Origin of the sequence: Sphingomonas sp. Leaf357 (assembly GCF_001423845.1) — a bacterium.
GTDB lineage: Bacteria > Pseudomonadota > Alphaproteobacteria > Sphingomonadales > Sphingomonadaceae > Sphingomonas.
Genome location: NZ_LMPM01000001.1, coordinates 57539 through 70790 on the forward strand (window position 1 = coordinate 57539; position 13252 = coordinate 70790).

Consider the following 13252-nt stretch of genomic DNA (forward strand, 5'->3'; position numbering starts at 1 on the left):
GGCTTAACCGACGATCCCAAGGATGTCAGATTCCTTCATGATCAGAAGGTCTTCGCCGTCGATCTTCACTTCGGTGCCGGACCATTTGCCGAACAGGATCTTGTCGCCGGTCTTCACTTCGAGCGGGTGGATCTCACCGGCTTCGTTACGGGCACCGGTGCCGACGGAGACGACTTCGCCTTCCTGCGGCTTTTCCTTGGCGGTTTCCGGGATGATGATCCCGCCTGCCGTCTTCTCTTCCGCCTCTACCCGGCGGACGAGGACGCGGTCATGCAACGGACGAAAGCTCATGCGTGCCAATCCTTCTTGATCGTGGTCGTGAAATCGTTGTTAGCACTCAAGCGAGTCGAGTGCCAGCACGGCGCATATGTGGTGGCAGCGACGGTACGTCAACGCCCCTAGCGATCAAAAATGACAGGTTCGCCTAGAGATCGGACGGCGGGTGCCGGAAGCAGGCCGAGCCGCGCCCGCATCGACCAGCGCCACACCAGCAACGCCGAGACGACCGCCAGCCCGATCGCGAGGCCGATCCAGATGCCGACCCCCTGCCAGTGCAGCCCGAAGCCCAGGCCGATGCACGCGCCGAAGCCGACCACCCAATAGCCGAACGCGGCGATGACCATCGGCATGCGCGTATCCTGAAGCCCGCGCAGCACGCCCGCGGCGACGGTCTGCCCGCCGTCGAACAGCTGGAACAGCGCGGCGATGACGAGATATTGCAGCGCCAGCGCGACGAGCGGTGCGTTGGCCGGCGCATTGACATCGATATACAGGCCAAGCGCGAGGCGCGGGAACGCCCAGAGCAGGCTGGCCGTGACGCCCATGAAGCCGATGCCGACGCCCAATGCCACCCACCCGGCCCGTGCGATCCAGCGGTGATCGGCCGCGCCGTACGCCATGCCGACGCGGATCGTGGCGGCCTGAGCGACTCCGAACGGCACCTGGAAAGCGATCGCGGCGATCTGGAGCGCGAGCGCATGCGCGCCGACCTGTTCGACGCCGATCAGCCCCATCAGGAAGCCCGCCGTGCTGAACAAGGCTCCCTCCAGCGTGAAGATCAAGGCGATCGGGATGCCGAGCTTCACGATCTCGCGCAGGCGGCTCCATTCGCTGCGCCACCAATTGCCGAACAGACGGTAGCGGCGGATCTTGGGATCGAGGACCAGGATGAGGGCGTAAGCGAGCATCATCGCCACGCTGGTGACGACGCTGGAGATCGCCGAGCCTTCGAGGCCGAGCGCGGGAAAGCCGCCATGGCCGAACACCAGCAGCCAATTGCCCAGCAGGTTGACGGCCAGCGCCATCGCGGTGATTGCCGTCGCCCAGCCGGGTCGGCCGAGCGCCGACGCCGTGACGCGCATCGCCGCGCTGGCCACGGCCGGGATCATCGCGAAGAGCAGGATGTGCAGGAACGTGCCGGCCCGTGCGGCAACAACCGGATCCTGACCGGCGAGCAGCATCAGCCGCTCGCCCTGCGACAGGAGCGCGACGAACGGCAAGGTCGCAAGCACCGCCAGCCACATCGCCATGCGGAACGACCGCCGTACCTGGCGCACGGCGTGGCGCCGCGCGCCGAGTTCCGCGGCGATGACCGGCGCGCACGCCCCGACCAGGCCCGACAATGCCCACATCGCGACCGAATAGAGGTAGACGCCGAGCGTCGCGGCGGCGAGTTCGACCGGCCCCAGCCGCGCGACGAAGATCACGTCGATCGCATAGACCGCCATCTGCAACAGGTTCGCGGCGGCCAGCGGAATGGCGAGCCGCAGCAGCGCGCGCAACTCGTCGCCGGCCGTGGTCGGGGGCGGCCCGGTCAGGGCCGGAATGGCGATGGGCGCGTCCATGGGTGGCGGGGCTTAGCCGGATGGCGGCGGTTCGTCACGCGGCGGGTGAAGTTTCCGGCCCTTGCCCCGTATCCGTCGTGACCCCGAACGCTTTTGGTGCTCATCGCGGTGGCACACAATATCCGTCATTCCCGCGCAGGCGGGAGTCCATATTGGCTGGCCTATCACGTCGTGAACGGCGTCGGAGTTTATGGATCCCCGCCTGCGCGGGGATGACGGAGAGGGGGATTCCGTCGTTCCTCTGAAGGGCCGGATCCTGAAACGAGTTCAGGATGACGGCGCATTATGGGATGGAGCATCGTCCCCGAGCATGGCATCCGTATTGCTGAAACGACACACGCCGCGCTAAGGCTGCCCCGGACGGCGGCCGATGCGGCACGCGAGGAGACTGACCTGTGAAACTCGTTCGGGGCGCGTGGAAGATTCTGGTCGGGATCAAGGACGCGCTGGTGCTGGCCGCGATGCTGCTGTTCTTTGGCCTGCTGTTCGCCGGCCTGAACGCCGGGCCGCGCCCGGCGTCGATCCGGGATGGCGCGCTGGTGCTCGACCTGAACGGCCAGATCGTCGAACAGCCGAGCGAGAACGATCCGTTCGCGGCGCTGGGCGGCAACGCGCCGGTACGCGAATTCCGCCTCCGCGACCTCGTGCGCCTGCTCGACAAGGCCCGGACCGACGACCGCGTGAAAGTGGTGGTGCTGGATCTCGATACCTTTGCCGGCGGCTATCCCGCGGCGCTGACCGAAGTGGCGGACGCGATCCGCGCGGTGCGCGACGGCGTCGGAGGCAAGGGGGGCAAGCCGGTCCTGGCCTATGCCACCGCCTATACCGATTCCGGTTATCGCCTCGCCTCCGCTGCGAGCGAGATCTGGATGAATCCGATGGGCGGGACGCTGTTCAGCGGCCCCGGCGGATCGCAGCTCTATTACAAGGGCCTGATCGACAAGCTCGGCGTCAACGCGCACATCTACCGCGTCGGCAAGTACAAGTCGTTCGTCGAACCCTATACCCGCGCCGACCAGTCGCCCGAGGCGAAGGAAGCGGCGACCGCGCTGCAAGGCGTGATCTTCCAGCAGTGGAAGGACCAGATCGCCAAGGCGCGGCCGAAGGCCAAGATCGCGCCGATGCTGACGACGCCCGACGCGGTGATCACGGCGGCGGGCGGCGACATCGCCAGGGCCAATCTGCAATCCGGCATCGTCGACAAGCTGGCCGAGCGGATCGAGTTCGACAAGCGCGTCGGGCAGATCGCGGGCACCGACGCGAAGAAGGCGGCGGGCAATTTCAACACGATCAAATACGACACCTATCTCGCCGCCAATCCGCTGCCCAAGGGTGGCGACGCGATCGGCGTGCTGACGGTGGCGGGCGAGATCGTCGACGGCAAGGCCAAGGCCGGCACCGCGGGCGGCGACACGATCGCCAAGGCGATGCTCGACGGCCTGTCCAAGAACAAGCTGAAGGCGCTGGTGGTGCGGGTCGATTCGCCCGGCGGCTCGGCGCTGGCATCGGAGAAGATCCGCCGCGCGATCTTCGAGGCGAAGCAGCAGGGCCTGCCGGTGGTCGTGTCGATGGGCTCGGTCGCCGCATCGGGCGGCTATTGGGTGTCGACGGCGGGCGACATGATCTTCGCCGAGCCGACCACGATCACCGGATCGATCGGCATCTTCGGAATCATCCCGACGTTCGAGAATACCTTGGCCAAGATCGGCGTGACCAGCGACGGGGTGAAATCCACGCCGCTGTCGGGCCAGCCCGACGTGATCGCGGGCACCAATGCCGAGACCGACCGGCTGCTGCAATCGGCGATCGACCACGGCTATGCGCAGTTCATCGACCGCGTTTCCAAGGCGCGCAAGATGACGCCGGCGCGCGTCGACGAGATCGCGCAGGGCCGCGTATGGGACGGCGGGACGGCGCGACAGATCGGGCTGGTCGATCGCTTCGGCGGCCTGAACGACGCGATCGCCGAGGCGGCCCGGCGCGCCAAGCTGGATCCGGCCAAGATCCAGGCGGTGTATCTCGAACGGCAACCCGGCTGGCTGGCCCGTTTCGCGGCGCAATTCGCCGGCAGCGGCGACGACGACGACACTGCCGGCGGCGACGTTTTCGCGCGCATCTCGGCGGATCACAAGGCGGTGCTTGCGCGCGCGCTGGGCGACATGCGGCGGCTGACCCGCGCATCCTCGATCCAGGCGCGCTGCCTGGAATGCGGCGGGCTGGGCCCGGTGACGGCGCCGGAGCAGGGCGACCTCACCCTGCTCGACATGCTCCTCGCGAAGTTCGCCAAATGATCGTGATCCGTGCGGCGCGGCCCGAGGATGCCGCCGCCATCGCCGCGATCTATGCGCCCTATGTCCTGACCGGCACCGTCTCGTTCGAGAGCGACGCGCCGGACGCGCGCCAGATGCGCACGCGCATGGCGGCATCGGACGGGCTGTATCCGTGGATCGTGGCGACCAACGGCGATGCGGACGGCGGCGTGCTGGCCTATGCCTATGCGACCAGGTTCCGCGACCGCCCGGCCTACAAATATGCCGTGGAGACATCGATCTATGTCAGCGGCATGGTGCAACAACAGGGCACCGGGCGGCTGCTGTACGAGGCGCTGATCGATACGCTGAGACAGCAGGGCTTCACCCAGGCGATCGGCGTGATCTCCTTGCCCAACGAATCCTCGATCTCGCTGCACGAGGCGGTCGGTTTCCGGCGGCAGGGCGTGTACCGCGAGATCGGCTACAAGAACGGACGATGGATCGATGTCGGCTTCTGGCAGTGCGAACTCAACCGATCGACCAACCCGCCGACCGAACCCAAGCCGTTCAGCGGCGTCGGCGTGATCCGGGCATGACGCCCCCCGACGGCGCAGTGATCGACCCGCCGACCGTCCCGACCACTTTACGCGATGGCGCCGGCGCTCCGGCTCGGCTAGGCGGGCACATGGGTGATCTGGATCGATTGGTACCGTCGGGCATAATCGAGCAGTGGGTGTACCATCTGCGCCGCCAGCGCTCGCGCGCCGCCGACGCGATCTGGCTGATGGACCAGGGGTATACCATGCATGACGGCCAGCACGGCGTGCCGACCCACGACGCGACCGCCCGCTGGCGGTCCGAGCAGGAGGCGGTGATCGCCGAGGTCAACGCGCTGCTGGTGCTGTACGACAATATCAATCTGGGCCAGGCCGACGACTGAGCCGCCGGCGGTCAGTCGCTGACGGTCCAGCCGAGCCTCGGTTCGCGGCCCTTGACCGGCCGGGCGGCGTCCAGCGCCTGCTTATACCGGGTTTGCGGGTCGGATGCTTCCGCCACCCCCGTGCGCCCGACGATCGCGATCGAGGCATAAGGAGCGTCGGTTGAGCCACGCGACTGGGCCAGGCTCGCCTGATCCGGACGTGCCGGCAGCGGCACGGGCCGGGGCGGCAGCACCGCGCCGATGCCTGGGCCGGAATAAAAGACCTGCCGGCCATAGCGATCGACATGATGCGCCACGGCCACCCCCGGCTGGCCGCCACCCGTTCCGCCGACCGCGCGCAGCAGTTGGCGCACGTCGGCGGTCGAGCAGGTATAGCGGCGTTTCGACAGGCAGGCGGCGGGCGCGGTCGCGCTGCGGCTCGGCCGGGCGTAGAGCGTCGCGGAGTTGAGGGCGGAGCTGCGCGTTTCCGATCCGCCGAGCAGTTCGACATAAGCGAAGCCCAATTGGTCCGCGAGTTCGGCCGCGCGATACACCGCCAGGTCGATCGCCTCGCCCGAGCGGACGCCGGCGACGATGCGATACGTGCCGTCCTTCTGCAGGCTGTCCTTGAAGCCGACGCCGTCCCACGCGTTCATCGGGCCATAGAATGGCGGCTCGGCGGCGAGCGCCGCGGTCGATGGGACGGCGGCGAAAAACAGCAGGCAATGCAGCGGACGCATGGTCGATTCTCCCTGAACCCGAACAGCGCTAGCGGCGCGCGGTTAAAGCGGGCTGACGGGGCGCGGTTAACGATCGGTGCCCGACCGCCGCCCGCGATAGGCCGGAAGCGCGAGGCGGTAGTGGATCGCCGCCGCCCTGAGCGCGAAGCCGGCGGTCGCCGCCACCCCCGCCGCCACCGCGCCCGGTGCACCGAGCAGGAACAGCGTGACGTACAGCGCGGAGGCCAGCGCGCCGGCGGTGACGTACAGTTCCGGGCGCATCAGGATCGAGGGTTCGCCGGCGAGCACGTCGCGGATGATGCCGCCGACGCAGGCCGTGACCACGCCCATCACGAAGGCCGGAACGGGCGGGATGCCGTAGCCCAAGGCCTTGGCCGCGCCGAACACGGCATACGCGGCGAGGCCGACCGCATCGAACCAGTCGAGCGCCGCACCCTTCCACCAGCGTTCCGGCGTTGCCCAGATCGCGAACGCCACGATCAGGCAGACCGCCGCCGGGCGGCTGTCGTGGATCCAGAACACCGGCGCGCCGATCAACAGATCGCGCACCGTGCCGCCACCGACCCCGGTGATCAGCGCGAAGAAAGCGAGCGTGACCATCGTCTGCCCGCGCTTGGCCGCGGCAAGCCCGCCCGATGCGGCGAACACGGCGAGGCCGGCCATGTCGAGCCAGGGGGCGAATTCGGGGATGACGTGCGCGACGGGGATCATGACGCCGGGTCTAGCGGGATATCGTCCGGCCCGCCTACGCAAAAAGGGGCCGGCATCGCTGCCGACCCCTCTGTCGCCCCGGTTCCCGTCCGCGCCGTCCATCCTTCAGGGGGATGGATGGCCGGTTCGGTCGCCCGGGCGGCACGCTCTCCCTTTACCGCGACGCGGCGTCCGGCAGAGCGGTTCGGTCGTCGGGGGCGGGGGCGACGCGCCTTGCGACGCGTCGGCAACCCCGGATCCCCGGCGGCCGGCAAGGGAATGCGACCGAAACCGCCTTCCATCGCCTTGGCCTGCTCCGGTACCCGTGGTTCGGCGTTTTCCGAGGAAACCACCGCGCCGACCGGCCCGTCCGCAAACCGACGCTCATCCTTGTCCGCGGGGACACGAGGAGCGCTTGCCTCCACGCGGGCGGTTTGCCTTGCGGCCACCAGCCCTCATCTCGGCGTAACCTGCTGATGTTCCTCGCAGTTTCCTGCAATTCCCGTCTGCCGGCTACCCATGGATGGTGTCACCGAATGCGAGTCGCACCAACGGTGAATCAGTGCGGCGCGCCTGTGGATAACGTGGATATCGTGGAGAACTTGAAGCCCGGCCTCGCCCCCGAGACGGCGCGGTTTGAACCAACCGCCCCGGCCTCGCGTTACCCGCCCACACCGAAGGAGACACATGATGACGACGCGCACGGGTTCCGCCCGCTACGATGGCCTGGGCAAAGACGGCAAGGGCCGTGTCTCGACCCAGTCGGGTGTGCTGAACGACAGCCCCTACGGCTTCGGCACCCGCTTCGAGAACGAGCCGGGCACCAACCCGGAGGAACTGATCGCGGCGGCGCACGCCAGCTGCTTCACGATGGCGCTGAGCTTCGCGCTGGCCAAGGCCGGCTATAGCGACGGCACGCTGGAGACGAGCGCCAAGATCACGCTCGACCAGAAGGATGGCGGGTTCGTCATCACCAAATCCGAACTCGACCTGAAGGCGAGCGTGCCGGGGGTCGACGCCGACCAATTCGCCGACATCGCCGCCGATGCCAAGGCCAATTGCCCGGTGTCGAAGGTGCTGAACGCGGAAGTCTCGCTGACACATACGCTGAACGGCTGACCTGTCGGGCGCGTGAACGGGCGGTAGTTTGCGGTTCACGCAACCCCCGGCATCGCCCGATGGTTCTGCCATCACCCAATCCCCAGGAAGAAGTGAGAGAGACGATGCGCATCACCCTGTTTGCCGCGGCCATCGCGGCGACGATCCTGCCCGCCATTCCGCTGGCCGCACCCGCCGCCGCGCAGACCGTGCAGGGCGCCAATCGCGAGTATCGCGACGAAGTCCGCGATGCGAAGCGCGATTACCGCCGCGACGTGCGCCGGGCGGATTCGCCGCGCGACGTGCGCAACGCACGCGAGGATTATCGCGACAACGTACGCGATGCGCGGCAGGACCGTCGCGGCGACATCCGCAATGCCCGCCAGGACAATCGCGATTGGCGACAGTATCGCAACTACGACTACAACCGCTTCGAAGGCGGGCAGCGCACCTATTATGCCGACCGCTATTATCGCGACGGCCGATATTACCAGCCGCGTCGTCTGGGCCGAAACGACCGCATCTATCGCGGCGGGAACGGGCAATATTATTGCCGCCGCAGCGACGGTACGACCGGCCTGATCGTAGGCGGTGTCGCCGGCGGACTGCTCGGCAACCTACTGTCGAACGGTCGTTCGAGCACGCTCGGCACGTTGCTCGGTGCTGGCGCGGGCGCGGCGTTGGGAACGTCGATCGATCGTGGCAACGTGACCTGCCGCTAAGGGTCTAGCCCTACAGGCAAACGAAGGCCCCGGCGAGCACATCGCCGGGGCCTTTTCATTTGGGATCAGAAGAAGCCGCCGCCGAGCGACAGGCGGATCGCGGCGACGATCAGCACCGCGATGTTGAGGTTGCGGCCGGAATTGTGGCTCGACAGCGCACCGATGGCGAGACCGATGACGCCGATGAACACGGCCAGCCAGTTGAGCCAGCCGAGCAGCGGGATGAGGCCTGGGATCGCGAAAATCAGCGCGACAAGACCGACGAGGATCGAGAGGATGTTCAGCATGTGTATTACATATGCGCTACACTTTCGGTGTGCAAGGGGCGAAGTGTCGGCGGTCGGGGGGCCTTTCGATAGCATTCCCGTCATCCTCGCCAAGGCGAGGATCGCGCTTCTTCCAAGGGCCGATCGACATTCAGCAGTTGGAGTGCATTTTGCTCTCGACATGCCGTCACCTTGGACTTGTTCCGGGGTCGACCGTGCCTCGGACTCAGCGTTCAATTCACTATTGGTGTCGAAAGCCGCCTGGTGGACCCCGGAACAGGTCCGGGATGACGGCGAGTTGGGGCGGACGGGAACTACGCCGCCAACGCTATCTTAACCCGTGTGCGGCATGGCTTCCGGTCATGTACGGGAGTTTTGTAATGGTTCGTCTGCCGCGCCGGAGCCTTGCCGCTCTGATCCTGCCCGTGGCGCTGGCCGCGTGTGGCGGTGCCACGCCGGAGCGCAACCTCGATACGCTGGATGCGGAACTGACCGACGGCAATGCCAGCGGCAACACGCGCGATCCGGCGATGATGGCGGCGCTGCAGGACCAGATCATGGTCGATCCCGCGCTGGCGGCGCAGGCGAACACCGATGCGGTGCGTCCGCCGGCCCGACCCTATTCGGGCGCGTTGCCGGCCGACGGCATCGCCGCATCGGGCAAGACCGCGAGCGCGACGACGGGTGCGGCGACCAGCGAGACGTTGAAATCCACACCGGCGGCCAAGGGCGACTGCCCGAGCTGCGCCGCGGCGCGCGAATCGCTGACGCTCGGCGCGCTGGCATCGCGCCAGAAAGGCGGCGGGCCCTGCGCGGCCAGCCTGCGCTATTCGACGCACTGGGCGCAGCGCCTGCCGCGCGACCTGCCGCTGTATCCCGACGCGCGTGTCACCGAAGCGGCGGGCAACGATTCCGGCGGCTGCGCGATCCGCGCGGTGAGCTTCGCCAGTTCGGCACCGCTGCAGAAGGTGCTGGATTATTATTATACCCGCGCCTCGAACGCGGGCTATTCGGCCGAGCATCAGGCCGATGGCGGCGAACATGTGCTGGGCGGCACGCGCAAGCGCGACGACGGCGCGTTCGCGGTGTTCCTGACCAGCCGGGGCGATGGCGGCACGGACGTTGATATCGTGGCGAACCGGGGGATTTGAGAACAGGAGGTTGGTCTCGATTCCCGTCCGTGCTGACTTTGTCGAAGCGCTGCACTTTGTTCGACCGCTGAGAAGAAAGCAGTCCTTCGACAGGCTCAGGACGAACGGGGTTTTGGGCTGAGGCAGACCAGGATCAACGAACGGTTCTAATCTGGCCCCATCCGCGCTAACGCGGGCGGCATGTATTCCCTCTTCCTTGTCATGGCCGGCGGCGCGGTCGGTTCGGGTGCGCGGTATTTGACCGGGCGCGCGATGTTTGCGCTGCTTGGCCCCGATTACCCCTGGGGCACGCTGGCGGTCAATCTGATCGGCGGGTTCCTGATGGGCGCATTGGTCGGCACGCTGGCGCGCGCCGCCGGGTCGGGCGAGCAATGGCGACTGCTTCTCGCGGTCGGGGTGCTTGGCGGCTTCACCACCTTCTCCGCCTTCTCGCTCGACACGGTATCGATGATCGAGCGCGGCGACATCGGCACCGCAGGCGTCTATGTACTGGCCTCGGTCATCGGATCGTGCGCCGCCTTGTTCGCCGGCCTTACCCTTACGAGAATTGCAGCATGAGCGACCAGGACGTCCGCACCTTCAAGGTCGGGGCCGATGACGACGGCATCCGGCTCGATCGCTGGTTCAAGCGCAACCTGCCCGACACCAGCTTCACCAGCGTGGCGATGTGGGCACGCACCGGGCAGCTGCGGGTCGATGGTGCGCGCGCCACTCCGGGCGACCGCGTGACCGTCGGCCAGTTGATCCGCGTGCCCCCGGCCGAGGCGGTGCGCGAGGATGCGCCGAAGAAGAAGGAGCGCGTCGAACTTTCCGACGAGCAGAATGCGTACATCCGCGAGATGGTGATCCACCGCGACGCGCAGGCGATCGTGATCAACAAGCCGCCCGGCCTCGCCACGCAAGGCGGGACCAAGACGACCGAGCATGTCGACGGGCTGCTCGACGGGCTGGAATTCGACGGCGAGAGCCGGCCGAAGCTGGTCCACCGTCTGGATAAGGATACGAGCGGCGCATTGCTGATCGCGCGCACCACGCGCGCGGCGGCGTACTTCGCCAAGACCTTCTCCTCGCGCACCGCGCGCAAGACCTATTGGGCGCTCGTCGTCGGCGTGCCGTCGATCGAGGACGGCACGATCGAACTGCCAATCGCCAAGCAGCCCGGCAGCGGCGGCGAGAAGATGCATGTCGACGAGAAGGAAGGATCGCCCGCGCGGACGCGATACCGCGTGATCGAGATGGCTGGCACGACCACCGCCTGGCTCGAACTGATCCCCTATACCGGGCGCACGCACCAGTTGCGCGTGCACCTGGCCGCGATCGGCCACCCGATCGTCGGCGACGGCAAATATGGCGGGCAGGCCGCGTTCCTGACCGGCAATATCAGCCGCAAGATGCACCTGCATTCGCGCCGCATTCGCGTCGATCACCCCGACGGCGGCGAGATCGACGTCCAGGCCGAACTGCCGCCGCATTTCGCCGAGAGTCTGAAACAGCTCGGGTTCGACGAGATGCTAGGCAATACGATGCCGCTCGAAACCCCGCCGCCGCCGAGCAAGGCGGTGAAGAAGCAGCAGGCCAAGCAGCACGCCAAGACCGTGCGCAAGGAGCGCAAGGGCGAGCGCCGCAACCGCGGCAGCGATGCGGCGACGACGCGTCCGGGGGCTGGCGCCAAGAAACCGGGGGCGAAAAAGCCCGGACCGAAGCCGCTCGGCGCGAAGAAGCCCGGGCCCAAGAAGCACGCGCCGAGGACGTGACCTCTCCATCCTTCACCGAGGTGTAAGCGATGCACCCCATCGCGCATCTGATGCGGACATTCCCGTGAACAAGCTGGCCCTGTTCGATTGCGACGGCACGTTGGTCGACAGCCAGGCGAACATCTGTGCCGCGGTCGAGGAGGCGTTCGCGCTGCACGGCGTGGCGATTCCGGAGCGCGCGGCGATCCGGCGCATCGTCGGCCTCAGCCTGGTCGAGGCGATGCGCGGGTTGCTGCCGGCGGCCGGCGACGCGCAGCACCGCGCGATGGCCGAGGATTACAAGCTGGCCTTCCAGCGCATGCGCGCGACCGGGGCGCTGGCGGACGAGCCGCTGTTCGAGGGCATGATCGCCGCGCTGGATGCGATCGAAGCGGATGGCTGGGTGCTGGGCGTGGCGACGGGCAAGTCGGATCGCGGCCTCGCGCATGTGCTCGACCTGCACGGCATCCGGCAGCGCTTCGTCACGCTGCAGACCGCCGATCGCCACCCGTCCAAGCCGCATCCGTCGATGATCGCACTGGCGATGGCCGAGGCCGGTGCCACGCCCGAGACCACGGTGATGATCGGCGACACGAGCTACGACATGCTGATGGGCCGCAACGCCGGCACGCGCGCGCTGGGCGTGGCATGGGGCTATCATCCGGCCGCGGAACTGATCGCCTGCGGTGCGCACGCCGTGGCGGAGCGTGTCGCCGATCTGCCGGGGCTGATGCGGGGATAGGCGGACCAAATATACCGTCATCCTGAACTTGTTTCAGGATCTAGGCGCGGTCATCCGCCTTACGGACATTGTCTTTTTGGTAACTGGCCGCGCATGGATCCTGAAACGTGTTCAGGACGACGAGAGTGTATCCGAGGCGTTTCCACACTTCGCTCTTGCCCACCGCCATTGTAAGGCAACACCATGACCGACCCCGACGCCCTCGCCCGCAACCGTTATTATGCGATCGTCGCCAGCCGCATCGTGGCCGCCGCCGGGGCGGTGTTCGGGCTGGTGCTGCTCTCGCGCGGGGTGATGTGGGAGCAGAAGGTGTTGGGCACCGCGATCGTCATCTCGGCGATGATCGTGATGGCGGTAGTGCCGGCGGCGCTGGCGCGGCGCTGGCGCACGCCGCCGCAAGGGTAAGCGACGATGAAGCGATTCTGGACGGACGTGTCGGTCGATGCCGCGGGCGTCGTGGCGCTGGACGGCAAACCCGTGCGCACGCCCGGACGCGTGCCGCTGGCCCTGCCCTTCCCGGCCCTGGCCGAGGCGGTGGCGGACGAATGGCGCGCGGTCGAGGGCGAGATCGATCCGCGTGCGATGCCGATGACCGGCCTGTCCAACGCCGCGATCGACCGCATCGCGCCGGACGTCCCCGCCTTCGCCGCCAGCCTGGCGACGTTCGGGGAGAGCGACCTGCTATGCTATCGCGCGCCAGAACCGGAGGCTCTGGTAGAGCGCCAGGCGCAATTATGGGATCCGCTGCTCGCCTGGGCCAGGATGCGCTACGACGTGCATTTCGAGATCGTCCACGGCATCATGCACACGCGCCAGCCGCAGGCGACGACCGCGCGCCTGGGTGAGGCGATGGCGGCGCGATCGGCCTGGGAACTGGCGGGCCTGTCCCCGATCGTGACGATCGGCGGCTCGCTGATCGCGGCGCTCGCCCTGGTCGAGCGGGCGGCGAGCGCGGACGAGGTGTGGCGCGCGGTCGAGGCGGACGAGGATTGGCAGACCGAGCAATGGGGCCGCGACGAAGTGTCGATCGCCGCGCTCGAATCGCGGCGGCGCGATTTCTTCGCCGGGGCGCGCTTCCTCGACCTGCTGGCCTGA

Annotated in this window: 16 protein-coding genes; 11 read left to right on the forward strand and 5 right to left on the reverse strand. The window is 67.7% G+C overall.

The window, feature by feature from the left end; genetic code table 11:
• Positions 1 to 3: 3 nt before the first annotated feature.
• Together groES and ASG11_RS00315 are read right to left on the reverse strand one after the other, a co-directional pair.
• Positions 4 to 291: a co-chaperone GroES gene (gene groES / locus ASG11_RS00310; protein WP_055773882.1), complete on the reverse strand. Its 288-nt coding sequence runs from the start codon at positions 289 to 291 to the stop codon at positions 4 to 6.
• A 107-nt stretch (positions 292 to 398) separates the two neighbouring features.
• Complete coding sequence (locus tag ASG11_RS00315) at positions 399 to 1844, reverse strand: MATE family efflux transporter (RefSeq protein ID WP_055773883.1); 1446 nt, start codon at positions 1842 to 1844, stop codon at positions 399 to 401.
• A 395-nt stretch (positions 1845 to 2239) separates the two neighbouring features.
• On the opposite strand from ASG11_RS00315, the gene sppA reads away from it, so the two are divergent.
• The 3 genes from sppA to ASG11_RS00330 all read left to right on the forward strand — a co-directional run bounded on the left by sppA (position 2240) and on the right by ASG11_RS00330 (position 5036).
• Entirely contained in the window at positions 2240 to 4135 is a 1896-nt protein-coding gene (gene sppA / locus ASG11_RS00320) for a signal peptide peptidase SppA (RefSeq protein ID WP_055773885.1), read from the forward strand.
• A complete protein-coding gene (locus tag ASG11_RS00325) occupies positions 4132 to 4692 on the forward strand; it encodes a GNAT family N-acetyltransferase (protein ID WP_055773888.1) in 561 nt (186 codons plus the stop codon). The genes sppA and ASG11_RS00325 overlap by 4 nt, the downstream gene beginning before the upstream one ends.
• 89 nt (positions 4693 to 4781) lie before the next feature.
• Entirely contained in the window at positions 4782 to 5036 is a 255-nt protein-coding gene (locus ASG11_RS00330; protein ID WP_055773890.1) for a hypothetical protein, read from the forward strand.
• Positions 5037 to 5047: 11 nt separating this feature from the next.
• On the opposite strand, the gene ASG11_RS00335 is transcribed toward ASG11_RS00330, so the two are convergent.
• Positions 5048 to 5755 carry a hypothetical protein gene (locus tag ASG11_RS00335; protein ID WP_055773891.1) on the reverse strand — a complete coding sequence of 236 codons (708 nt, stop codon included), beginning with the start codon at positions 5753 to 5755 and terminating at the stop codon, positions 5048 to 5050.
• A gap of 66 nt (positions 5756 to 5821) precedes the next feature.
• Positions 5822 to 6466: a trimeric intracellular cation channel family protein gene (locus tag ASG11_RS00340; protein WP_055773893.1), complete on the reverse strand. Its 645-nt coding sequence runs from the start codon at positions 6464 to 6466 to the stop codon at positions 5822 to 5824.
• 669 nt (positions 6467 to 7135) lie between these two features.
• Between ASG11_RS00340 and ASG11_RS00345 the strand changes: the two genes are divergently transcribed.
• Complete coding sequence (locus tag ASG11_RS00345; protein ID WP_055779920.1) at positions 7136 to 7564, forward strand: OsmC family protein; 429 nt, start codon at positions 7136 to 7138, stop codon at positions 7562 to 7564.
• 104 nt (positions 7565 to 7668) lie between these two features.
• Complete coding sequence (locus ASG11_RS00350) at positions 7669 to 8265, forward strand: glycine zipper 2TM domain-containing protein (protein ID WP_055773895.1); 597 nt, start codon at positions 7669 to 7671, stop codon at positions 8263 to 8265.
• 65 nt (positions 8266 to 8330) lie between these two features.
• Here ASG11_RS00350 and ASG11_RS00355 read toward each other — a convergent pair whose 3' ends face one another.
• Entirely contained in the window at positions 8331 to 8552 is a 222-nt protein-coding gene (locus tag ASG11_RS00355) for a hypothetical protein (protein ID WP_055773897.1), read from the reverse strand.
• Between the two features lie 359 nt (positions 8553 to 8911).
• Here ASG11_RS00355 and ASG11_RS00360 point away from each other — a divergent pair, with 359 nt between their 5' ends.
• The 6 genes from ASG11_RS00360 to ASG11_RS00385 all read left to right on the forward strand — a co-directional run bounded on the left by ASG11_RS00360 (position 8912) and on the right by ASG11_RS00385 (position 13252).
• The gene (locus tag ASG11_RS00360; protein WP_055773898.1) at positions 8912 to 9682 is read left to right on the forward strand and encodes a hypothetical protein; all 771 of its coding nucleotides are present in this window, start codon (positions 8912 to 8914) and stop codon (positions 9680 to 9682) included.
• A gap of 180 nt (positions 9683 to 9862) precedes the next feature.
• Positions 9863 to 10240 (forward strand): fluoride efflux transporter CrcB, encoded by a 378-nt coding sequence (crcB, locus tag ASG11_RS00365; protein WP_055773901.1) that lies wholly within the window; start codon positions 9863 to 9865, stop codon positions 10238 to 10240.
• Positions 10237 to 11436, forward strand: a complete 1200-nt coding sequence (locus ASG11_RS00370) for an RluA family pseudouridine synthase (RefSeq protein ID WP_055773902.1) — start codon at positions 10237 to 10239, stop codon at positions 11434 to 11436. Before crcB ends, ASG11_RS00370 begins: the two co-directional genes overlap by 4 nt.
• Positions 11437 to 11500: 64 nt before the next feature.
• Positions 11501 to 12157, forward strand: a complete 657-nt coding sequence (locus ASG11_RS00375; RefSeq protein ID WP_055773904.1) for an HAD-IA family hydrolase — start codon at positions 11501 to 11503, stop codon at positions 12155 to 12157.
• A gap of 183 nt (positions 12158 to 12340) precedes the next feature.
• Positions 12341 to 12562 (forward strand): hypothetical protein, encoded by a 222-nt coding sequence (locus tag ASG11_RS00380; protein ID WP_055773906.1) that lies wholly within the window; start codon positions 12341 to 12343, stop codon positions 12560 to 12562.
• 6 nt (positions 12563 to 12568) lie between these two features.
• Positions 12569 to 13252, forward strand: coding sequence for an ATP12 family chaperone protein (locus ASG11_RS00385; protein WP_055773909.1), 684 nt, complete (start codon positions 12569 to 12571; stop codon positions 13250 to 13252).